The 20,018-nt window shown below is 63.0% G+C and carries 19 protein-coding genes; 15 read left to right on the forward strand and 4 right to left on the reverse strand.

All coding sequences use genetic code 11. From position 1 onward, the window contains the following. The first annotated feature begins 246 nt into the window (after positions 1-246). On the forward strand, positions 247-1,068 hold the full coding sequence (locus ACX3P0_RS07775) for a tetratricopeptide repeat protein (RefSeq protein WP_459079845.1): 822 nt from the start codon (positions 247-249) through the stop codon (positions 1,066-1,068). 36 nt (positions 1,069-1,104) lie between these two features. On the opposite strand, the gene ACX3P0_RS07780 is transcribed toward ACX3P0_RS07775, so the two are convergent. Together ACX3P0_RS07780 and xth are read right to left on the reverse strand one after the other, a co-directional pair. Then, entirely contained in the window at positions 1,105-1,404 is a 300-nt protein-coding gene (locus tag ACX3P0_RS07780) for a hypothetical protein (protein WP_459087731.1), read from the reverse strand. Positions 1,405-1,420: 16 nt separating this feature from the next. Further along, positions 1,421-2,215 carry an exodeoxyribonuclease III gene (gene xth, locus ACX3P0_RS07785; RefSeq protein ID WP_459087733.1) on the reverse strand — a complete coding sequence of 265 codons (795 nt, stop codon included), beginning with the start codon at positions 2,213-2,215 and terminating at the stop codon, positions 1,421-1,423. A gap of 127 nt (positions 2,216-2,342) precedes the next feature. Here xth and ACX3P0_RS07790 point away from each other — a divergent pair, with 127 nt between their 5' ends. Continuing rightward, positions 2,343-3,827, forward strand: a complete 1,485-nt coding sequence (locus tag ACX3P0_RS07790; protein ID WP_459087735.1) for a nucleobase:cation symporter-2 family protein — start codon at positions 2,343-2,345, stop codon at positions 3,825-3,827. A 162-nt stretch (positions 3,828-3,989) separates the two neighbouring features. Here ACX3P0_RS07790 and erpA read toward each other — a convergent pair whose 3' ends face one another. Beyond that, complete coding sequence (gene erpA, locus ACX3P0_RS07795; protein ID WP_459087737.1) at positions 3,990-4,337, reverse strand: iron-sulfur cluster insertion protein ErpA; 348 nt, start codon at positions 4,335-4,337, stop codon at positions 3,990-3,992. A 101-nt stretch (positions 4,338-4,438) separates the two neighbouring features. Between erpA and ACX3P0_RS07800 the strand changes: the two genes are divergently transcribed. The 4 genes from ACX3P0_RS07800 to ACX3P0_RS07815 all read left to right on the forward strand — a co-directional run bounded on the left by ACX3P0_RS07800 (position 4,439) and on the right by ACX3P0_RS07815 (position 10,915). Then, positions 4,439-4,849: a cupin domain-containing protein gene (locus ACX3P0_RS07800; RefSeq protein WP_459087738.1), complete on the forward strand. Its 411-nt coding sequence runs from the start codon at positions 4,439-4,441 to the stop codon at positions 4,847-4,849. 20 nt (positions 4,850-4,869) lie between these two features. Next, entirely contained in the window at positions 4,870-6,093 is a 1,224-nt protein-coding gene (locus ACX3P0_RS07805; RefSeq protein ID WP_459087739.1) for a deoxyguanosinetriphosphate triphosphohydrolase, read from the forward strand. Between the two features lie 84 nt (positions 6,094-6,177). Then, a complete protein-coding gene (argS, locus tag ACX3P0_RS07810; RefSeq protein ID WP_459087741.1) occupies positions 6,178-7,935 on the forward strand; it encodes an arginine--tRNA ligase in 1,758 nt (585 codons plus the stop codon). Between the two features lie 103 nt (positions 7,936-8,038). Beyond that, complete coding sequence (locus tag ACX3P0_RS07815; protein ID WP_459087743.1) at positions 8,039-10,915, forward strand: SPOR domain-containing protein; 2,877 nt, start codon at positions 8,039-8,041, stop codon at positions 10,913-10,915. 70 nt (positions 10,916-10,985) lie between these two features. Here the strand turns inward: ACX3P0_RS07815 and ACX3P0_RS07820 are convergent, their stop codons facing one another. Further along, positions 10,986-11,903, reverse strand: a complete 918-nt coding sequence (locus ACX3P0_RS07820) for an acetamidase/formamidase family protein (protein ID WP_459087745.1) — start codon at positions 11,901-11,903, stop codon at positions 10,986-10,988. Positions 11,904-11,988: 85 nt separating this feature from the next. On the opposite strand from ACX3P0_RS07820, the gene nagZ reads away from it, so the two are divergent. The 9 genes from nagZ to ACX3P0_RS07865 all read left to right on the forward strand — a co-directional run bounded on the left by nagZ (position 11,989) and on the right by ACX3P0_RS07865 (position 19,990). Beyond that, positions 11,989-13,011 carry a beta-N-acetylhexosaminidase gene (gene nagZ, locus ACX3P0_RS07825; RefSeq protein WP_459087747.1) on the forward strand — a complete coding sequence of 341 codons (1,023 nt, stop codon included), beginning with the start codon at positions 11,989-11,991 and terminating at the stop codon, positions 13,009-13,011. Positions 13,012-13,069: 58 nt separating this feature from the next. Then, entirely contained in the window at positions 13,070-13,864 is a 795-nt protein-coding gene (locus tag ACX3P0_RS07830) for a segregation and condensation protein A (RefSeq protein ID WP_459087749.1), read from the forward strand. After that, the gene (gene scpB, locus ACX3P0_RS07835; RefSeq protein WP_459087750.1) at positions 13,861-14,589 is read left to right on the forward strand and encodes an SMC-Scp complex subunit ScpB; all 729 of its coding nucleotides are present in this window, start codon (positions 13,861-13,863) and stop codon (positions 14,587-14,589) included. Before ACX3P0_RS07830 ends, scpB begins: the two co-directional genes overlap by 4 nt. Positions 14,590-14,755: 166 nt before the next feature. Then, on the forward strand, positions 14,756-14,995 hold the full coding sequence (locus ACX3P0_RS07840) for a twin-arginine translocase TatA/TatE family subunit (RefSeq protein WP_459079809.1): 240 nt from the start codon (positions 14,756-14,758) through the stop codon (positions 14,993-14,995). A gap of 32 nt (positions 14,996-15,027) precedes the next feature. Continuing rightward, positions 15,028-15,771: a Sec-independent protein translocase protein TatB gene (gene tatB / locus ACX3P0_RS07845; protein ID WP_459087752.1), complete on the forward strand. Its 744-nt coding sequence runs from the start codon at positions 15,028-15,030 to the stop codon at positions 15,769-15,771. A 44-nt stretch (positions 15,772-15,815) separates the two neighbouring features. Next, a complete protein-coding gene (gene tatC / locus ACX3P0_RS07850; protein WP_459079848.1) occupies positions 15,816-16,640 on the forward strand; it encodes a twin-arginine translocase subunit TatC in 825 nt (274 codons plus the stop codon). Between the two features lie 342 nt (positions 16,641-16,982). Continuing rightward, positions 16,983-18,569 carry a serine--tRNA ligase gene (serS, locus tag ACX3P0_RS07855; protein ID WP_459087754.1) on the forward strand — a complete coding sequence of 529 codons (1,587 nt, stop codon included), beginning with the start codon at positions 16,983-16,985 and terminating at the stop codon, positions 18,567-18,569. Further along, the gene (surE, locus tag ACX3P0_RS07860) at positions 18,569-19,333 is read left to right on the forward strand and encodes a 5'/3'-nucleotidase SurE (RefSeq protein WP_459087756.1); all 765 of its coding nucleotides are present in this window, start codon (positions 18,569-18,571) and stop codon (positions 19,331-19,333) included. Before serS ends, surE begins: the two co-directional genes overlap by 1 nt. Positions 19,334-19,336: 3 nt before the next feature. Beyond that, positions 19,337-19,990 (forward strand): protein-L-isoaspartate(D-aspartate) O-methyltransferase, encoded by a 654-nt coding sequence (locus ACX3P0_RS07865; RefSeq protein WP_459079812.1) that lies wholly within the window; start codon positions 19,337-19,339, stop codon positions 19,988-19,990. The last annotated feature ends 28 nt before the right edge of the window (positions 19,991-20,018 follow it).

Consider the following 20,018-nt stretch of genomic DNA (forward strand, 5'->3'; position numbering starts at 1 on the left):
TGGGCCGCATCGTCGGCGGCAGGGACCAGAATGCACGCACCAGCGACTGTCAGGATCGAATTGCCATGCTGTGCGGCACGCACGCACGCAGGTCGTACTTTGAACGAAATGCCGGTTCAGGGTGTCGCCAGAGGTCTTCCGGCCATGGCCGCGCGATCCGTCCTGTCACGCATCATCCGTATGCACGCTAAAAGGCAGGGCCGCGTGATGACGGCAGGAGACGCCAAATCGGGTGTGCACAGGTTCATGCAGGTGTCCGGGTTCACGAGGTCATTGGTTTTTTCCGCGCTTGTCGCCGGCGCGACGCTTGGCGCGGTCGGCAGCGCCGCGGCCTTCGACGACAAGGTTTTCGACGACAAGACCGGCGTGAAGCCTGAATCCAGCCCTTGGGCGGTCTTCCAGTTCGGCTTTTCCGCTTACAAGAGCGGCCACAAGGAACAGGCGGTCGAGGCCTACAAATATGCGGCCGAAAACGGCCAGATCGGCGCGACCTGGAAACTTGCCCGCATGTATGCGCAGGGCGATGGCGTGGCGCAGGACGACTACGCCGCCTACAAATTCTTCAGCGAAATCGTCGATCAGGACGTCGAGCCGGGCTCGCCGGAGGAAAGCTACGTCTCCGATGCGCTCGTAGCCCTTGGCGGCTATTCGATGAACGGCATCCCCGGTACGCCGGTCAAGCCGGATTCGGTTGCCGCGCAGGAATATTACATGCGCGCCGCCGCCAACTACCGCAATCCCGATGCCCAGTATGAAATGGGCAAGATGTTCCTGAAGGGTGAAGGCGGCGTCAAGGCAAGCGTCAAGCAGGCGGGACGCTGGTTCCAGCTTGCCGCCGAAAAAGGCCATGCCGGCGCGCAGGCGACGCTGGGCAATCTGCTGTTCCAGAGCGGCAAGCTGGTGCGCGGGCTGACCATGATGACGGTGGCGCTGGCGCGCGCGGCGCCCGGTGACCTGCCGTGGATTCGCGGCATGCAGGAAGAGGCCTTCGCCGTCGCGCCCGAAGCCGACCGCCGCACCGCCATTTCGCTGGCCGACGGCATCCTCACCAAGGGCACAAGCCAGTAGGCTCGTCGGGTCCGCTCACGCAGGCCCGCCGACCGATCAGTTTGCGGCTGGTTCGGCCGGCTTTTCTCCGGGTTGGGCAGGCTCCGGCGCGGGTTTTTCCTTGCCCTGCAGTGCGTCGTAATTGCCTGGCACACAGCCCTCCTGCAGCTTCGTCCATGATGTGTTGTTGAGCACGATTTCGCAGCGCGCGAGACGATCCTTGCCGGAAACGCTCAGGCAAGCTGTCTGTCCGATCGCGAAGGATTGGCCGTTGGCCAGGCACTCCGGCGCGGCAGAGGCGGGCGCGGGTGCCAGAAATACCGCCGCCAGCGGCCAGAATGCGACGGCGGCCCGCATCAATTTCGGCCCCGAATCATGGCGCCGACAGCGCCAGTTCGATGGCGACCGGCACATGGTCCGACGGCTTTTCCCAAGCGCGGACGTGCTTTTCGATGTCGGCGGATGAAAACCGGTTGGCGGCTTCCGGCGACAACAGCAGATGGTCGATGCGGATGCCGTTGTTCTTCTGCCACGCACCCGCCTGATAATCCCAGAACGTATAGACGTCGGCCGCGTCGGTGGTGGCGCGCACGGCCTCGGTGAAGCCGAGATTGATCAACCGTCGGAACGCCTGCCGCGTCTGCGGCTGGAACAGTGCGTCGCCCAGCCAGTTTTCGGGATGTTTCGCGTCGATGGGTTCGGAGATGACGTTGTAGTCGCCGGCCAGCACCAGCGCCTCTTCCAGTTCCAGGCGCTGCGCCGCCCAGCGCTCCAGCCGCGCCATCCATGACAGCTTGTAGGGGAATTTGCGCTCGTCCTCGATGGGATTGCCGTTCGGCAGATAGAGCGAGACGACGCGCAGCGCGCCCTTGGTCGTGGAAAAGACGCCTTCGATAAAACGCGCCTGCTCGTCCGTTTCGTCGCCGGGCAGGCCGCGATTGACCTCGTCGAAGGGCAACTTCGACAGGATCGCGACGCCGTTAAAACCCTTCTGCCCGTGCGTCTCGACATTGTAGCCCAGCGCCTCGATCTCGCCGCGCGGGAACTGCTCGTCGACGGACTTGATCTCCTGCAGGCACACGATGTCGGGTGCGCTCTCCGTGAGCCAATGGGTGAGATTGCCGATGCGCGCCCTGACGCCGTTGATGTTCCAGGTAACGATCTTCATGAAAAACACGCGACATTTTCAAAGAGTTCTTGATGGCGTTTTGGCCGGTTACGAACGATCCTGCACCATTGCTCCGGGAGAGGAAACCCGATTCTATTCGGATGGAGCGAAAAAGGGAGGGACTTGAATGTCTTCTACGACGCATCCCGTCAACGAGATGCTGCCGGCGCCACGCCTGTTTGCGCTTGGCCTGCAGCACGTCCTTGTCATGTATGCCGGCGCCATCGCCGTCCCGCTCATCATCGGCCGCGCGCTCCAGCTTGAACCCGCCGATGTGGCGTTCCTGATTTCCGCCGACCTGTTCGTCTGCGGCATCGCCTCGATCCTGCAATCGATGGGGGCTACGCAATGGTTCGGCATCAAGCTGCCGGTGATGATGGGCGTCACCTTCGCCGCCGTCGGGCCGATGGTATCGATGGCGGTGGCGCATCCGGGCACCGAGGGCGCGCGCATGATCTTTGGCGCGATCATCGGAGCGGGCATCGTCACCGTGCTGATCGCGCCATTCATGAGCCGCCTGCTCAGGCTGTTTCCGCCGGTGGTCACCGGCACAATCATTTTGGTCATCGGCGTGTCGCTGATGAAGATCGGCATAAGCTGGATATTCGGCCTGCCGGTCGGCCCGACCGCGCCGAAAATCGTCAATCCCGAATATGCCGCATGGCTGAAGGCGATCACCGACGCCACCCATGCCGCGAATTCGGGCATGCCGCTCGCGCCCTCGGGTCTTTCTCTTGCGCCGAGCGTGCCCAATCCGGCCTATGCGCCATTGTCCCACATCGTCCTGTCGCTGGTCGTTCTCGGCGTCATCGTCTGTGTCGCGCGCTACACCAAGGGCTTCCTCAGCAACGTCGCGGTGCTGATCGGCATCATCGTCGGCGGCGTCATCGCCGCTTCGCTCGGTATGATGCATTTCGAAAAGGTGGCGAATGCGGCCTGGCTTGCCCCGATCTTGCCGTTTCATTTCGGCGCTCCGATCTTCGATCCCGTTCTCATCCTCACCATGGTTCTGGTGATGATCGTGGTGATGATCGAATCGACCGGTATGTTCCTGGCGCTGGGCGAGATGACCGACGTGAAGGTGACGCAGCCGATGCTTTCGTCCGGCTTGCGCATGGACGGCCTCGGCACGCTGCTCGGCGGCATCTTCAACACCTTCCCCTATACCAGCTTCTCGCAGAATGTCGGGCTGGTCGGTGTAACCGGCATCCGCAGCCGCTTCGTCTGCGTCGCCGGCGGGGCCATCATGGTGGTGCTCGGCCTCATCCCCAAGATGGGCGCGCTGGTCGAAGCCTTGCCGACGGTGGTTCTGGGCGGGGCGGGCATCGTCATGTTCGGCATGGTCGCGGCAACCGGCATCCGCATCCTTGCCGCCGTCGACTTCAAGGAAAACCGCAACAATCTGTTCCTGGTCGCCATCGCGCTCGGTTTCGGCATGATCCCGGTCGTCGCCCCGGACTTCCACATGTGGCTGCCCAAGTCGATCGGGCCGCTGGTGGACTCAGGCATCCTGCTGGCATCGGTCGCAGCCGTTCTGCTCAACCTCGTCTTCAACGGCGCGAGCGGCGAGGCGGACGACCTGCGCAAGGCCGCGATGTCGGCGGAAGTTTGAGCGACAAAGAAAAAGGACCGCTCGAACGGCCCTTCAACCTCCGTCATGCTCGGGCTTGTCCCGAGCATCTGTGCACATCGGAGTTATTCGCGCAGCGTTGTAGATCCTCGGGACAGGCCCGAGGATGACGACGGGTGCGGCTGCGTTACCCGTGAAAAAGAATCAGAGAGAAAAGCTGGTGCCGCAGCCGCAGGAGGCGACGGCATTGGGGTTCTTGATCTGGAACGACTGGCCCATCAAATCGTCGACGAAATCGATAACCGAGCCGCCCAGATAGACCACGGACATATCGTCGATCAGCACGGTCGCGCCGTCTTTTTCGAGCACGATATCGTCGTCATTGCGCCCTTCGACTAGGTCGAATTTGTAGGAAAAGCCCGAACAGCCGCCACCCTCGACGGCAACCCGCAACGCGGTCTTGCCCGGATCGGCGGCGACGATCTTGGCGATGCGCTTAAAGGCGGCGTCGGTAACGTCGATCTTCATGCTAGTCTTTGCATCAGCGCCCATGGGCGTCACCTTGCTTTCGGTTATTCATGATAGGTATGAAGCGCGAGGGGCCAAGTCAACTGGCAGCACGATGCCAAACGCGTGCTGCGACTGGAGGCACGATGGAAACGCTGTCGGAAAGAGATGTTCTGGTGCTGGCGCGCGGCGAGGGCCGAGCCTACGAATGCGGTGCCATGCGGGCGGTGTTCAAGGCCGACGAAGGCGAGACGGGTGAACGCTATTCCGTTTCCGAATGGTGGCTGCAGCCGGGCTGCACGGGGCCGGGCGCCCACAGCCATGAGGCGAATGACGAGATATTCTATGTTCTGGAGGGTAGGGCAGCCATCCTCACGGGCGAGACATGGGTCGAGGCTTCCGCCGGCGCGTTCGTGCGCATTCCGGCGGGCGTCGTCCACGATTTCCGCAATACGACGGATGAACCGGTAGGCCTGTTCAATGTCTTCCTGCCGGGTGGGTTCGAGCGCCAAATGCCGAAAATCGTCGAGTGGTTTGCTGAACGCGGCACTGAATGAGGCGAACTGAATGAGGCACGATGACTGACGAGAATGCGAAGCTTGGCGATATCGGCTTCGGCTACCGGCCGCGCGCCGCCTACGCCACCGATCCCGCGCGCTCGCGCGGCCGGCTGTTTCCCGAGCCGGAAAGCCCGACCCGCACGCCCTTCCAGCGCGACCGCGACCGTATCGTCCATTCCACCGCCTTTCGCCGGCTGAAGCACAAAACGCAGGTATTCGTGGCCCATGAGGGCGACCATTACCGCACGCGGCTGACGCATTCGATCGAGGTGGCGCAGATCGCGCGCGCGCTGTCTCGCGCGCTGCGCGGCGACGAGGATCTGACCGAGGCGGTGGCGTTGGTCCATGATTTCGGCCACACGCCCTTTGGCCACACGGGCGAGGACGCGCTGAACGGGAAGATGGCGCTATGGGGGGGCTTCGATCACAATGCCCAGTCGTTGCGCATCGTAACCAGGTTGGAGCATCGCTACGCCGAATTCGACGGCTTGAACCTTTGCTGGGAAACGCTGGAGGGGCTGGTCAAGCACAACGGGCCGCTGGCCGATGCCAAGGGGCAGGGGCTGGATGGGCCGATCCCGCCCACCATCCGCGCCTATAACGAATTGCACGACCTCGAACTCGATCGCTATGCCGGCATTGAGGCGCAATGCGCGGCGATTGCCGACGACATCGCCTACAACACCCACGACATCGACGACGGCTTGCGCTCCGGCCTGCTGAAGCTGGAGATGCTGGAGGAGCTTGCGTTGCCGGGTTCGATCCTCAAAGCCGTGCGCGAGCGTTACCCGACGCTCGACAAGGTCCGCACCGGCCACGAACTGATGCGCCGCCAGATCACCCGCATGGTCGAGGACGTGATCGTCACGACCCATGAAAATCTTGCGCGAATCAACCCGCAAAGTGCGAACGACGTCCGCGGAGCCGGGGAAACGATGGTGCGGTTTTCATCGGAAATGGCGGTCGCCGAGAAGGAACTGAAGGCGTTTTTGTACCAGCATCTCTACCGCCATGAAAAAGTGATGCGGGTGCGCGAAGACGCCGAGCGGATCGTCAACGACCTGTTCGATGTCTATTTCGCCGATCCTCGCGCCATGCCCGACGGCTGGCGCGAAGGGCTGGACCGCGCCGAGGACCGCATCAAGGCGCGCCATGTCGCCGATTTCCTAGCCGGAATGACCGACACTTATGCCATCAGGGAACACCAGCGCTTGTTTGACCATACGCCGGATTTGCGTTAGCGCTGCCCGAAAATCACGTTTGACGTGAGTTTCAATTTTCCTGAAAATTCGTCGCACTTTCCGGCGCATTTACGAAAGCCTGCCATGAACATCTTCGCCGACTTCACCGCGCGGATCATCAAGACCGTCGAAGCGCTTGATCTGAAAGACAAGGACGGCGCTTCACCCGACCTGTCGCGCATCGCCGTCGAGCCGCCGCGCGATGCCACCCATGGCGACCTGGCGACCAATGCGGCGATGGTGCTGGCCAAGCCGACCGGGCAGAACCCGCGCGCGCTGGCCGAAAAGCTCGCGGAAATGCTGCGTGCCGACGCCGATGTCGCCGCCGTCGAAGTGGCCGGCCCCGGCTTCGTCAACCTGCGGCTGCGCGACGGCTTCTGGCAGGCGCATCTGACCAGCCTGCTCGGCGCGGGCAAGGATTACGGTCGCTCGACTGTCGGGCAGGGCCGCAAGGTCAATGTCGAATATGTTTCGGCAAACCCGACCGGGCCGATGCATGTCGGCCATACCCGCGGCGCGGTGGTCGGCGATGTGCTGGCCAATCTGATGGCGTTTGCCGGCTACGGCGTCACCAAGGAATATATCATCAACGACGCCGGCTCGCAGATCGACGTTCTGGCGCGCTCCGTGCTGCTGCGCTATCGCGAGGCGCTGGGCGAGGAAATCGGCGAAATCCCGGCGGGGCTTTATCCGGGCGACTATCTCGTCCCGGTCGGACAGGCGCTTGCCGCCGAATTCGACAATAAGCTGCTGCAGATGCCGGAAGACGAGGCCTTGGCCATCATCAAGGATCGCACGATCGACGCCATGATGGCGATGATCAAGGAGGATCTGGCACTCTTGAACGTGCATCACGACGTGTTCTTCTCGGAGCGCACGCTGCACGCCGAAAACGCGAAAAGGATTCGCTCGGCGATCAACGACCTGACCCTGAAAGGGCACATCTACAAGGGCACGCTGCCGCCGCCCAAGGGCGAGAAGCCGGACGACTGGGAAGACCGCGAGCAGACGCTGTTCCGTTCCACGGCTGTCGGCGACGACCTCGACCGCGCGCTGATCAAGTCCGATGGCTCCTTCACCTATTTCGCCGCCGACGTCGCCTATCTCAAGGACAAGGTGGATCGCGGCTTCGTCGACCTGATCTATGTGCTGGGCGCGGACCATGGCGGCTACGTCAAGCGGCTGGAGGCGCTGGCGCGCGCCGTTGCCGGCGACCGCGTCAAGCTGACCGTGCTGCTGTGCCAACTGGTAAAATTGTTCCGCGACGGCGAGCCGGTGCGCATGTCCAAGCGCTCGGGCGATTTCATCACGCTGCGCGAAGTGGTGGAGGAGGTCGGCCGCGACCCGATCCGCTTCATGATGCTCTATCGCAAGAACGACGCGCCGATCGATTTCGATTTCGCCAAGGTCACCGAACAGTCCAAGGACAATCCGGTATTTTACGTGCAATACGCCTCGGCGCGCTGCCATTCGGTGTTCCGGCAGGCGGGCGAGCAGTTGGGCGAGGCGCATTTCGACCGGACGGAGCTGGCTGCATTGAGCGCCAGCCTCACCGACGAGGGCGAGCTTGGCTTGATCCGAAAGCTGGCCGAATATCCGCGCCTGATCGAGTCCGCCGCTCTCGCGCTTGAGCCGCACAGGCTGGCTTTTTACCTCTACGATCTCGCCAGCGCCTTCCATGGGGCCTGGAATAGGGGTAGTGAGAACCCGGACTTACGGTTTGTTAAGGTTAACGACCGACAATTGACGCTTGCCAGGCTGGGTCTGGTGCAGGCCGTTTCGGATGTTCTTACGTCCGGCTTGGCGTTGATCGGGGCGGAAGCGCCTACCGAAATGCGTTAGGCATAGCTAAAACACCTGTCACCTTTTGCCCACATTGCGCTGGTAGTGGCCAACCTTGCGCGACGTCCATGGCGTCCGACTGTGTATGAGTTCGGGAACAAAGATGGCAGACAGAACCCCGCTGAAAACCGCCGACCGCAACGCGATCTCCTCCGACGCGATCTCCCCCAACGCGATCTCCGATGATGATCCGTTCGCGGAACTGACCAGGATCATGGGTTTCGACCCGCGCGAGCCGGTAAAGTCGCAGGCCGCGCCCGATCCCGTCATGGGCGACGATTTCGACATCGACCTCGAAAAGGAGTTGATGGGCGAGTTCAGCATGGAAGCCGATGCCGGCCACGATGCAGCGCAGGCGCCGGAACCCGCCGCCGAACCGGTGTACGACGCCCACGAACTGGATATGGACGATGCGGTTGCCGTGTCCATGCAGGATTTTGCGCCGGATGCGGCATACGCTGCCGAGCCCGAGTTGGAAGAACTGGACATGTATCCCGAACCGGACCCCGAACTGGATATGGATCCTGATTTCGGCGAGGCGGTGGCGCAGTCTTTCCAGGTCGAAGCGGAACCCGATACCCATTCGCCGACACAGGACCCTGCCGCCGAAGACGAATTTGCGCCGGCTCCCATAGTCGCGGCGGATCAGGATTTCGACGCGCAGTTCGCGGAAGCCCTGGCCGACGTCGACATGGATTTCGATGCCCGTGCCGAGCCGGTCGTTCACGCGCCGGAAGTAGTTCCCGCCGAGCCGGAATATCCGGTGATCGAGGCGACCTCTTTCGAGGATGAAGCCGAAGCCGAAATCGAAGCCTGGCAAGAGCCCGCACCGGCCGTTTCGGTGGCCGCGCCCGTCGAGGATCGCTTTGTGGCGCAGGCAGCGCAGGAGCCGGAAGCCGCAGCTGAGATCGCCGAAGCGCTGGCTCCCGCCGCGCAGGAGCGAAGCCTGGAAGACGAACTGAACGCGCTGCTGGGCAATATGGGCGCTCGTGTCGCCAAGTCCACGACGGAAGGCGCGACGATGTCGCGCTCATGGGCCTCGATGTCCTCGATGGCGGGTTCCTCGATTGCGGGTTCTTCGATTCTGGGCGCAAGTCACCCGGGCGCAGCCGATCCCTTTGCGGTCGCCGCCGCCGGTTACGGCGCGTCGCAGCCAGTCGAAACGCCTCATGTGCCGGACAATTTACAGGAGCATGACGGCGGGGCCGATCTCGACGCGATGCTGCTGCATGAACTGGCGAACTCGGACATGACGGACGAGGAAGAGCATTCGGCAGCGGCTGAGCAGCCTTCCGCGCCACAGGAAACGCCTGCCATGCCGCTCGCCTGGAATGTCCAGACGCCCGTTGCGGCCGAGCCGCCTGTCGCGCCGGCCTGGCAGGCCGAACCGGAGGCCGAACCCGTGCTGGACGAGCAACCGGTCGCGGCTTCCTTCAACGAAATGCCCGACGTCGAAACCATCGATGTGCCGGAACGCGTCGTTGCTCTGGCGGACGATCTCGACATTCCGGAGCTTGCCTTCGAACAGGACCGGCCGGCCTCGGCTTCCTTCGACGACCTCGACGTGGAATTCGCCGGCATGCTCGGCGATTTGAACGCCGCCGAGGCCGATCCTGTCCCGTCCCGCGCCGCCACCTATGACGACGAGCCCTATCAGGCCGGCTTCAGTCGAGGCGACAGTCGCGCTTATGCCACGTCGTCCCCGGCTTCGGCGCCGACTCCGGCTTTCGCAGCGGAGCCATATAACGCCGCCGCTTCCTATAATGCGGCTACCGTACAAATGGATTCCGGTTTCGGTGCGCCGCATGACGGCAGGCCTTTTGCGCCGGCAGAGACTTTTGCTCCCGACGGGCTGGATTACGATCCCGAACTCGACAACGAAATGGCCATTCCGGGCATGGCGGCGGCAGAAATGGCGTCAGCGCCGCGCCGGCGCGGCCTGTTCATCGCGGCGGCCGTCGGCGCTGTCGCGATCGTCGGCGGCATTGGCGCGTTCGCGCTCTCGCCGGGAGGCAGCAGCGGTTCGGACGTTCCCGTCATCGTCAAGGCCGACAATACGCCGATCAAGGTCAAGCCGGAAAATCCCGGCGGCACCGTGGTGCCGAACCAGGACAACAAGGTCTATGAAGTGGTCGCCAAGGGCGGCCAGCCCGAAGCGCCATCGCAGGAGAAACTGGTTGCGGCGGCCCAAGACCCGGTGGACGTGAATGCGGCTGCCCCGCAGAACCGCGTCATCGACCTGTCGTCGACGCCGGACGAAACGGCCGACGCATCCGGCGATGCCGCTCCGACCGCCAAATCGGAAGACCGCATCGTTCAGGACGCGCAGCCGGAAAGTTCGGCCACGAGCAATCAGGATGTCGCCCTGGTCACGCCGCGCAAGGTCCGCACGATGATCGTGAAGCCCGACGGTACGCTGGCGCCGCGTGAAGATCCAACGCCGGCACCCGCGATTGAAGCCAGCGAGCCGATGGACCCCGCGCCGCAGCGCGTCGCCAGTGCGCCCGTCCAGGCCGACGACCTGACCGGCACCATTGCGGCCAATGACGAGACGGCTTCCGCGGCACTCGAAAGCGGATCCGCCCTCAAGCCGGTTGCCAAGGCCGATACGCAGTCCGCGACGACGCCCGCCACCGTGGCGGCCGCGCCGCAGCGGCCTTCCGAACAGCCCGTCAACATCGTCGGCGAGGTCAAGCCCGACCAGGTTGCCTCGATCAGCCCGACAGCGGCTGCTTCCGGTTCGTGGTCGATGCAGATCGCTTCGCAGCCGAACGAGGAAAGCGCGCAGGCTTCCTACAAGGCTCTGGCCAGCCGCTATGCCAGCGTGCTTGACGGTCACCAGGCCAACATCGTCAAGGCCGAGATTGCCGGCAAGGGCACATTCTACCGCGTGCGCATACCGGCCAATTCGCGCAACGACGCCATCAACCTTTGCGAAAACTACAAGGCGGCCGGCGGCAACTGCTTCGTATCGAAATGATCGGCTGAATTCGAAAAAACCGGCGCGGCTCCAAAAAGCTGCGCCGGTTTTGTTATGAAGGTCGTGCGCTTTAAGCTTTGCGCTTCTTCAGCCATTTCTTGTCGATGCGGCAGACCATGGTGTAGGCCGGATCGTAGACGTTGCCGACGTCGTAGCGCACGACCTGTCCCATCAGATGGCTGGCAGCGGCAGCACTCAGGCCATAATCGCTGGTCAGCCAGTTGAACATGTCGGTCGTGGCATGCTGCAGCGCCTGGTCGAGTGGCCTTGCATTGCCGACGGAGAAGATGGCGGTGGCGTTTTCGCCGCGCGGCCAGACCAGATTGCGGTTCTTTTCGACGCTCAGGCGTATCTCGACCTCGAAACAGGTTTCGATGCCGGTGCCGACAATTTCGCCGTCGCCTTGCACCGCATGGCAATCTCCAAGGAAGAACAGCGCGCCGGGCGCAGCGACAGGCAACCACACGGTCGTGCCGAGGCCGAAGCCACGGTAATCCATATTGCCGCCGTTTTCGGCGCTGGTCGCGGTGGAAAAAGCCTGCCCCATGGACGGCGCGACTCCAAAGCAGCCGATCATCGGCTCAAGCGGCAACACGAAATCCTCGAGACCCGGCACGGCGGGGTCCGGCGTCGTCGTCAGCGCCTGCAGGTCGATCCGCCAGTTTGTCATGTCGCGCGGCGGCAGGTGGCGCACGATTTCGGGATCGACGACATTTTCGGCGAGGGCGGCGCGGGTCCAGCCGGTGGCGCGGATCGGCGTCATGCGCAGGATTTCGACCTTGAGCGCATCGCCGGGCTCGGCCTCTGCAACGAAGATCGGACCGTTCATCGGGTTGGGCTCGGAGGCGCGCCGAACGCCATCCTTGTCGAAGCCATGGGCGTCGATCGTTTCGGTAACGACCGTATCGCCCGAAGCGATTTTCAGGGCTGCGGGCAGGGTACCCAGTACATTGGACCAGGCGGTGGCGGTAAAGCGATGCGTTGTCATGGCGAAGGCGTAACCCAACGCCGCCATCGCGGCAAGCGGCCTTCGATGCGATTCCCTTTCGTGCCGCGACGCTCTAAACTCACGCATGACCGAATCAAAATCCATGATCCTCGGCTGTGCCGGGAAATCCCTCAGCCGCGAAGAAATCCGCTTCTATCGCGGCGAATGCCCGTGGGGCTTCATCCTGTTTGCCCGCAATATCAGCGAGCCGGAACAGATCCGCGATCTGGTCGCCTCGATGCGCGACTGCATCGGCCGCCCCGACGCACCGGTGTTCATCGACCAGGAAGGGGGCAGGGTGCAGCGCCTGCGCCCGCCGCTCGCGCCGAATTATCCGGCCGGCGCCGCCCTTGGCGCGCTGTGGCGCGACGATCATGACGAAGGCTGCCGCGCCGCGTGGCTGCTCGGCCGGCTGCATGCCTTCGACCTTGCGCGCTACGGCCTGACCGCCGATTGCCTGCCGGTGCTCGACGTGCCGATCGAGGGCGCCAGCGACGTCATCGGCGCGCGCGCCTATGGCAAGGAGCCGAAGAGCGTTACCGAGCTTGGCCGCGCCTCCGCCGAAGGGCTGATGGCGGGCGGCGTGCTGCCGGTGATGAAGCATATTCCGGGCCACGGCCGGGCGTTTGCCGACACGCATTTCGAATTGCCGACCGTCGATGCCTCGCTGGACGACCTTCGCCGGCATGATTTCGAGCCGTTCCGCCAGCTTGCCCATCTGCCGGCGGCGATGACCGCGCATGTCATTTTCAGCGCCATCGATCCCAATAACCCGGCGACAACCTCCGGCAAGGTCATCGAAGAGGTCATCCGGCGCGAAATCGGCTTCGACGGGCTTTTGATCAGCGACGACACCTCGATGAAGGCACTTTCTGGGGATTTCCCGACAAAGGCGGCCTCGATCCTTGCGGCGGGCTGCGATCTGGTCCTTCACTGCAACGGCGTTTTCGAGGAAATGATGGGTATCGCCTCACGCACCACCGGGCTGGAAGGCACGGCGCTGGCGCGGGCGGAACGGGCACTGGCCGTCATCAACAAAGGCGACGACACGAACGAGGCCGATGTCCGCGACGAATTCTCGACCTATTTCGAGGCGGTGGTAGCCTAGGAGAAAGCAGACGGCAGTGGCGCAAACAGGGACAGCACGGCCCGGCAAATCTGCTCCGATGGATGCCATCTGGACGGAGAGCGAAGAATCGCGCCTGACCGGCGATCCCTCGCTGGTGGTCGATGTCGCCGGTTTCGAAGGCCCGCTCGACCTGTTGCTGCACCTTGCCCGCACCCAGAAGGTCGACCTGTCGCGCATTTCCATTCTGGCGCTGGCGGAACAATATCTGGTCTTCATCGACCAGGCGAGGGCGGTGCGGCTGGAGCTTGCAGCCGATTATCTGGTGATGGCGGCGTGGCTCGCCTTTCTCAAATCGAAGCTTCTGCTCCCGAAACTTCCCGGCGATGAGGGCGAAAGCGGCGAGGAACTGGCGGCGGTGCTGCAGTTTCGCCTGAAGCGGCTGGAAGCCATGCGTGATGCCGCCGCCCGGCTGGTCAACCGCAACCGGCTTGGCCGCGACGTGTTTGCGCGCGGCATGCCCGAAATGGTCATCGTCGAGAAGCGCAACGCTTTTACCGCCTCGCTCTACGATCTCCTGACGGCCTATGCCATCCAGCGCCAGAAACAGGCGATCACCAATGTCCGTATCGCCCGGCGCGGCGTGTGGTCGCTGAAGGAAGCGCGCGACATTCTCTCGCGCCTGATCGGCAATCTGAGCGACTGGACCGATCTCGACAAATATCTGATCGAATATCTGGCAAGCCCGCAGGACAGGCGCACGGCGACGGCGAGCTCGTTTGCCGCCTCGCTGGAACTGGTGCGCGAGGGCAAGCTGGAGGTGCGCCAGCACGAGGCGTTCGCGCCCATCTATCTGCGCGGGCGCGCGCCGCGAGGGGCCGAGGTGGCGACATGAGCGAGAGCAGCGGCGCATCCGTCATTCCGTTCAAGGCCGGCGACGAAGGCGGCAAGAACCCGATGGAGCGGCTGCATCTGGCCGAGGCCGTGCGCATGGCCGAGGCCATCGTCTTCGCCAGCGCCGAGCCGGTCAGCGCAAAGCAGCTTGCGGCACGGCTGCCGGACGGCATCGACATTCCAGCCGCCATGGCCGAATTGCAGCAGATCTATGCGCGGCGCGGCGTAAATCTGGTGCGGGTGGGCGACGCCTGGGCGTTCCGCACCGCCGGCGACCTCGCCTTCCTGATGAGCCGCGACACGGTGCAGCAGCGCAAGCTTTCGCGCGCCGCGCTCGAAGTTCTAGCCATCATCGCCTATCACCAGCCGGTGACGCGCGCCGAGATCGAGGACATTCGCGGCGTCGAAACCTCCAAGGGCACGCTCGATACGCTGCTGGAGACGGAATGGGTGCGCATGCGCGGGCGTCGCAAGACGCCGGGCCGTCCCGTCACCTACGGCACCACCGACGCCTTCCTCGACCACTTCGCGCTGGAGGAAATCCGCGATCTGCCCGGCATGGAGGAGTTGAAAGGCGCTGGCCTGCTATCCGGCCGCATGCCTTCCAGTTTCTCGATCCCGCTGCCGCCCGCCGACCTCGACGAGCTTCAGGAGGACGAGGACGCGCTGACCGACATCGACCTGGAGGAACTCGGTCTTTTGACGCCGCGCGTCACCGAAGACTGAGCCGCTGGCGGACTTGGCGCCGGGCAGGGCGCATTCGCCGCTGTGGGGAACGACAAAAGCGCGTGACATGCGCAATTCATCCGCTAAGACTGTCGCACCTGCGTTTGAAACCGAACGCGAAAACACATAGATCATCCCTACGGGAAACATTCGAGAGAGAGTAGCAATGGGTTCGTTTTCGATTTGGCACTGGATGATCGTCCTTGTGATCGTCCTGCTCGTGTTCGGCCGCGGCAAGATTCCGGAGCTGATGGGCGACATGGCCAAAGGCATCAAGAGCTTCAAGAAGGGCATGGCCGACGACGACGTCGCCGAGGACAAGCGCCCCGCCGAGGACAAGCGCACCGTCGAGCATCGCGCCGACGAGACGGTTGCCGCCGCCAAGGAAAAGGCCGGCAAGAGCTGAGCACCCTCGGCGTCTGACCGGATTGAAGTGCCATGTTTGAAGTCGGCTGGAGCGAAATGCTGGTGATTGCGGTCGTCATGATCGTAATCGTCGGGCCCAAGGATTTGCCTGCGATGCTGCGTACCTTCGGCCGCACGGTCGCGAAGCTGCGCGGCATGGCGGGCGATTTCCAGAAGCAGTTCAACGATGCGTTGAAGGAAGCCGAACTCGACGACGTCAAGAAGTCGGTGGATTCGCTGCGCGGCCTCAATCCGATGACGGAAATCAGGAAGCAGCTCAATCCGTTCGAAAAGGCTGCGGCCGACGTGCGTGCCGGCGTCGACAATGTGATGAAGCCGAAACCTGCCGCCGACCCGTCGGCTCCTGCCGCCGCCGAGGCGACCCCCGCCGAACCGCTCAAGAACGGTGCGACGGAACTGCCCGGCTCCGGCGCACCGGCCTCGACGCCGGCATTCCCGGCAATGACCGATTCGTCCGTCGTGGCGGAAGCGGTCACCAATCCGGTAAAAAAGACGGCTCCGAAAAAGACGGTAAAGGCTGTAGCGCCGAAAGCCGCGATACCGGAAGCGGCAAAAGCCGCGCCCGCCAAATGGACGCCTGCCAAAGCCTCGCCCGCGAAGGTTTCGCCCGTGAAGGTTGCCGTCAAGGTGGCCCCGGCGGCTGAAAAGCCCGCCTCAACGAACACGAAGTTGGCTGAAAAGCCCGTCCCAACGAACAAGAAGGTGGCTGAAAAGCCTGCCGCAACGAAGAAAAAGACGGCAGGAACCACCAAGTGAGCGTTGACGAAAAGGACGAAATCGAGAAATCCTCCGCTCCGCTCATGGAGCATCTCATCGAATTGCGCCGGCGGCTGATCTGGTCGATCGGCGGCTTCTTCGCGGCCTTTCTGGTCTGTTTCTTCTTTGCCAAGAAACTGTTCAACCTGCTGGTCGTCCCGTTCAAATGGGCGACGCAGTGGGCGGGGCTCGACCCGCACAAGGTCGAGCTGATCTACACGGCGCCGCAGGAATTCTTCTTCACCCAGATCAAGCTCGCCATGTTCGGCGGCATGGTCATCGCCTTTCCATTGATCGCCACGCAAATCTACAAATTCATCGCGCCCGGCCTCTACAAGAACGAACGCCACGCGTTCTTGCCGTTCCTGATCGCCTCGCCGGTGCTGTTTCTGCTGGGGGCGTCGCTGGTCTATTTCTTCTTCACGCCGATGGTGATGTGGTTCTTCCTCGCCATGCAGCAGGCCGGCACCGACGACCAGGTGCAGATTTCGCTGCTGCCAAAGGTGTCGGAATATCTAAGCCTCATCATGACGCTGATCTTCTCCTTTGGACTGGTGTTCCAGCTGCCGGTGGTCACCAGCCTGATGGTGCGCGTGGGCATGCTGTCGTCCAAGGCGCTGGCCGACAAGCGCAAATGGGCCATCGTCATCGCCTTCGTCGTCGCCGCCGTGCTGACCCCGCCCGATCCGATGAGCCAGATCGGCCTGGCGCTGCCGACTATCCTTCTTTACGAGGTCTCCATCTGGCTGGCGCGGATGATCGAAAAGACGCGTGAGAAAGAGAAGGTGGCAAAGGAAGCCAAGGAAGCGGCCGAAGAAGCCGCCGAAAAGGCCGCTGCCGAGGCAAAGGCCGAAACGCCTTCGGAGTAGAGCGCCTCGGGCGCTCTCGCTTGCGACACCCCTCATCCGTCTCGGCTTCGCCGATCCACCTTCTCCCACAAGGGGAGAAGGCAAGAGCACGGCACCGGCATTCTGCCAATCAACAGCGTCGGTGATTTGCGGTACGGGCGACGCAGGGCTTGCCTTCTCCCCTTGTGGGAGAAGGTGGATCGACGCGAAGCGGCGAGACGGATGAGGGGTGTTCGCCGAAGCGCGCCTTCGAAAATAAATCTACCCACACCTTCCTGCCCGAAAGGCAGCGTGGCGGCGAGGAGGCTTGCATCGGTCAAGGATGCGGTTTACCCCGTTTTCGCCCACGAAGGACGATTTCAAATGCTCGATATCAAATGGATTCGCGACAACCCGAAGGTTTTGGTCGAGGCGCTGGAAAAGCGCTTTTGGTCGACGGGCGATGCGCAATCGACGGTCGATGACCTGATCGCAAAAGACGAGGCGCGGCGCGAGCATCTGACCAGGCTGCAATCCAGCCAGGAACGCCGCAACGCCGCCTCGAAAGAGATCGGCAACGCCATGCGCAATGGCGATGCGGCCCTTGCCGAAAAGCTGAAAAGCGAGGTCGGCGAGATTAAGGAGTTCATCCAGAACGGCGAGGCGCGGGAGCGCGAACTCGACAAGGCGTTGAACGACGCGCTGGCGGTGCTGCCTAATGTGCCGCTGGAAGAAGTGCCGGTCGGCAAGGACGAGCACGCCAATGTCGAACGCCGCCGCTTCGGCGACGACCTGATCGCAAAGCGCCAGCCCCGCATGGGCAACAAGCCGAAGGAGCATTTCGAGCTCGGCGAGGCGCTCGGCATGATGGATTTCGAGCGCGCGGCAAAGCTGTCCGGCTCGCGCTTCACCGTGCTGAAGGGCCAGTTGGCGCGGCTGGAACGCGCCATCGGCCAGTTCATGCTCGATCTGCACACGACCGAGCACGGTTATCAGGAAGTGCAAGTGCCGTTGATGGTGCGGGAGGAGGCACTTTTTGGTACGGGGCAATTGCCGAAGTTCCGCGAGGATCTCTATCCCGTTCTAAATCGTTACGAGCAGCTTAAAGTCGAGAACAGAGCTCTAGGGTTTTCTATGGAAGCTTTCGCACAGGAAAACACATGGCTTGCGGAGTTTACCAGAAATTTTGACGTTGAAATGCGGAAGAAAATATCGGCTGAACTCGATGTGAGGTGGACTTCAAAATTGTTCGAATCACTATCTATTCATTTTGGCGGTTCTGCAAAGAGATTCCATGAATTTGAAACTAAATTTAGAAGCATTGCGGGTGAGCTAAGTGACTTGGTAGCACGCGGGGAAACTGGGGCCATGCTTATCCCCACCGCCGAAGTTCCCCTCACCAACCTTGTACGCGAGGAAATCACCGCGCATGAAAAGCTGCCGCTGCGCATGACCGCGCTCACCCCGTGCTTCCGCTCGGAAGCCGGATCGGCGGGGCGCGACACGCGCGGCATGCTGCGCCAGCACCAATTCTACAAGGTCGAACTGGTGTCGATCACCGATGCGGAAAGCTCGATCGCCGAGCATGAGCGCATGACCGAATGCGCCGAAGCGGTGCTGAAAAAGCTCGAACTGCCGTTCCGCACTATGACGCTGTGCACCGGCGATATGGGTTTCGGCGCGAAGAAAACATACGACATCGAGGTGTGGCTGCCGGGCCAGAACGCCTATCGCGAAATCTCGTCCTGCTCGGTCTGCGGCGATTTTCAGGCCCGCCGCATGGACGCCCGCTACAAGGTCAAGGACGAGAAGGCGACGCGCTTCGTCCACACGCTGAACGGTTCCGGCACGGCGGTCGGCCGCGCGCTGATCGCGGTGATGGAAAATTACCAGAACGAGGATGGCAGCGTAACCATTCCTGAAGCGCTGCGGCCCTACATGGGCGGCGTTGAACGAATCGAATCGAAATAATGCGCATTCTCCTCGTAAACGACGACGGCATCCACGATGCCGGCCTTGCCTGCCTGGAGCGGATCGCGCGCACGCTTTCCGACGACGTCTGGGTGGTGGCGCCGGAGACGGACCAGTCCGGCTACGCGCATTCGCTGTCGATCTCGGAGCCGCTGCGCTTGCGCAAGATCGGCGAGAAGCGGTTCGCGGTGCGCGGCACGCCGACCGATTGCGTCATCATGGGCGCGCGGAAAATCCTGCCGGGCCTGCCCGACCTCATTTTATCGGGCGTCAATTCCGGCGCCAATGTTGCCGACGACGTGACCTATTCGGGAACGGTGGCTGGCGCGATGGAAGGCGCCTTGCTCGGAATCCGCTCGATCGCCATCAGCCAGGCCTATGACTATTCCGGCGAAGATCGCGTCGTGCCTTATGAGACCGCCGAGGCGCTGGCCCCGGCGCTGCTGAAGAAGCTGGTTGTCATGCCGCTGCCGGCAGGCGTGCTGCTCAACGTCAATTTTCCGAACTGTGCGCCGGCCGAAATTGCCGGCACGGTTGTCGCCACGCAAGGCAAGATGGTCCATTCGCTGTCGGTCGAGGAGCGCCGCGATGGACGCGGCCTGCCTTATTACTGGCTGCGTTTCGGCCGCGAAGCGGGCGAGGGCAAGAGCGGGACCGACGTTCACGCGATGGACAACCGGCTGGTCGCGGTAACGCCGCTGCATCTCGACCTGACGGCCCACGAGGTGCGCGATCAACTGGCCAAAGCGATTGGCGGAGAATAGCCCATGACCCTGGCCACCGACGAGCGTGAGGGATTTGCGGCTTTCCTGCTGCGGCTGCGCGGCAAGGGAACGGTGCCGAAGGCGATGATCGCCGCGTTCGAGGCGACGCCGCGGCGCAACTTCATCGACGGTCATTTTCACGCCGTCGCCTGGTCGGACAGGACTTTGCCGATCGAGTGCGGGGAGGCGATCGAGGGCGCGGACTTGCAGGCCGCCGTCATCGCCGCCCTTGCCATCGAACCGGGCAACCGCGTGCTCGAGATCGGCACCGGTTCGGGATACACGGCCGCCGTCATGGCCAGGCTTGCCGGCCGCGTCGTCACCATCGAGCGTTACAAGACGCTGGTCGACCTGGCGCGGCAGCGCTTCGAGGCGCTCGGCATAACCAACGCCATCGCCCGCCAGGCGGATGGTTCCAACGGACTGGTCAATGAAGGGCCTTTCGACCGGATCGTCGTGTGGGCGGCTTTTGAAAGCCTGCCGCGTTTCCTGCTCGACCAGCTGTCGAGCGGCGGCATCGTCATCGCGCCCATCGGCCCGGAGGAGAGCGAGCAGGTTCTGGCCAAGCTGATCAAGGTCGGCAGCCGGTTCGAGCGCGAGGACATCGGCACGGTGCGGCTCCAGCCCATGCTGGCGGGCATGGCGGCTGTTCTTTAATAAAATTAGCCTCGGATTCGACGGGCTT

It is taken from the genome of Mesorhizobium sp. A556, assembly GCF_054489545.1.

Excerpts from the sequence above, each read along its gene's own strand:
- ACX3P0_RS07775 (WP_459079845.1), top strand. The coding sequence starts at position 247 with ATGCAGGTGTCCGGGTTCACGAGGTCATTGGTTTTTTCCGCGCTTGTC.
- ACX3P0_RS07780 (WP_459087731.1), bottom strand. The coding sequence starts at position 1,404 with ATGCGGGCCGCCGTCGCATTCTGGCCGCTGGCGGCGGTATTTCTGGCA.
- xth (WP_459087733.1), bottom strand. The coding sequence starts at position 2,215 with ATGAAGATCGTTACCTGGAACATCAACGGCGTCAGGGCGCGCATCGGC.
- ACX3P0_RS07790 (WP_459087735.1), top strand. The coding sequence starts at position 2,343 with ATGTCTTCTACGACGCATCCCGTCAACGAGATGCTGCCGGCGCCACGC.
- erpA (WP_459087737.1), bottom strand. The coding sequence starts at position 4,337 with ATGGGCGCTGATGCAAAGACTAGCATGAAGATCGACGTTACCGACGCC.
- ACX3P0_RS07800 (WP_459087738.1), top strand. The coding sequence starts at position 4,439 with ATGGAAACGCTGTCGGAAAGAGATGTTCTGGTGCTGGCGCGCGGCGAG.
- ACX3P0_RS07805 (WP_459087739.1), top strand. The coding sequence starts at position 4,870 with ATGACTGACGAGAATGCGAAGCTTGGCGATATCGGCTTCGGCTACCGG.
- argS (WP_459087741.1), top strand. The coding sequence starts at position 6,178 with ATGAACATCTTCGCCGACTTCACCGCGCGGATCATCAAGACCGTCGAA.
- ACX3P0_RS07815 (WP_459087743.1), top strand. The coding sequence starts at position 8,039 with ATGGCAGACAGAACCCCGCTGAAAACCGCCGACCGCAACGCGATCTCC.
- ACX3P0_RS07820 (WP_459087745.1), bottom strand. The coding sequence starts at position 11,903 with ATGACAACGCATCGCTTTACCGCCACCGCCTGGTCCAATGTACTGGGT.
- nagZ (WP_459087747.1), top strand. The coding sequence starts at position 11,989 with ATGACCGAATCAAAATCCATGATCCTCGGCTGTGCCGGGAAATCCCTC.
- ACX3P0_RS07830 (WP_459087749.1), top strand. The coding sequence starts at position 13,070 with ATGGATGCCATCTGGACGGAGAGCGAAGAATCGCGCCTGACCGGCGAT.
- scpB (WP_459087750.1), top strand. The coding sequence starts at position 13,861 with ATGAGCGAGAGCAGCGGCGCATCCGTCATTCCGTTCAAGGCCGGCGAC.
- ACX3P0_RS07840 (WP_459079809.1), top strand. The coding sequence starts at position 14,756 with ATGGGTTCGTTTTCGATTTGGCACTGGATGATCGTCCTTGTGATCGTC.
- tatB (WP_459087752.1), top strand. The coding sequence starts at position 15,028 with ATGTTTGAAGTCGGCTGGAGCGAAATGCTGGTGATTGCGGTCGTCATG.
- tatC (WP_459079848.1), top strand. The coding sequence starts at position 15,816 with ATGGAGCATCTCATCGAATTGCGCCGGCGGCTGATCTGGTCGATCGGC.
- serS (WP_459087754.1), top strand. The coding sequence starts at position 16,983 with ATGCTCGATATCAAATGGATTCGCGACAACCCGAAGGTTTTGGTCGAG.
- surE (WP_459087756.1), top strand. The coding sequence starts at position 18,569 with ATGCGCATTCTCCTCGTAAACGACGACGGCATCCACGATGCCGGCCTT.
- ACX3P0_RS07865 (WP_459079812.1), top strand. The coding sequence starts at position 19,337 with ATGACCCTGGCCACCGACGAGCGTGAGGGATTTGCGGCTTTCCTGCTG.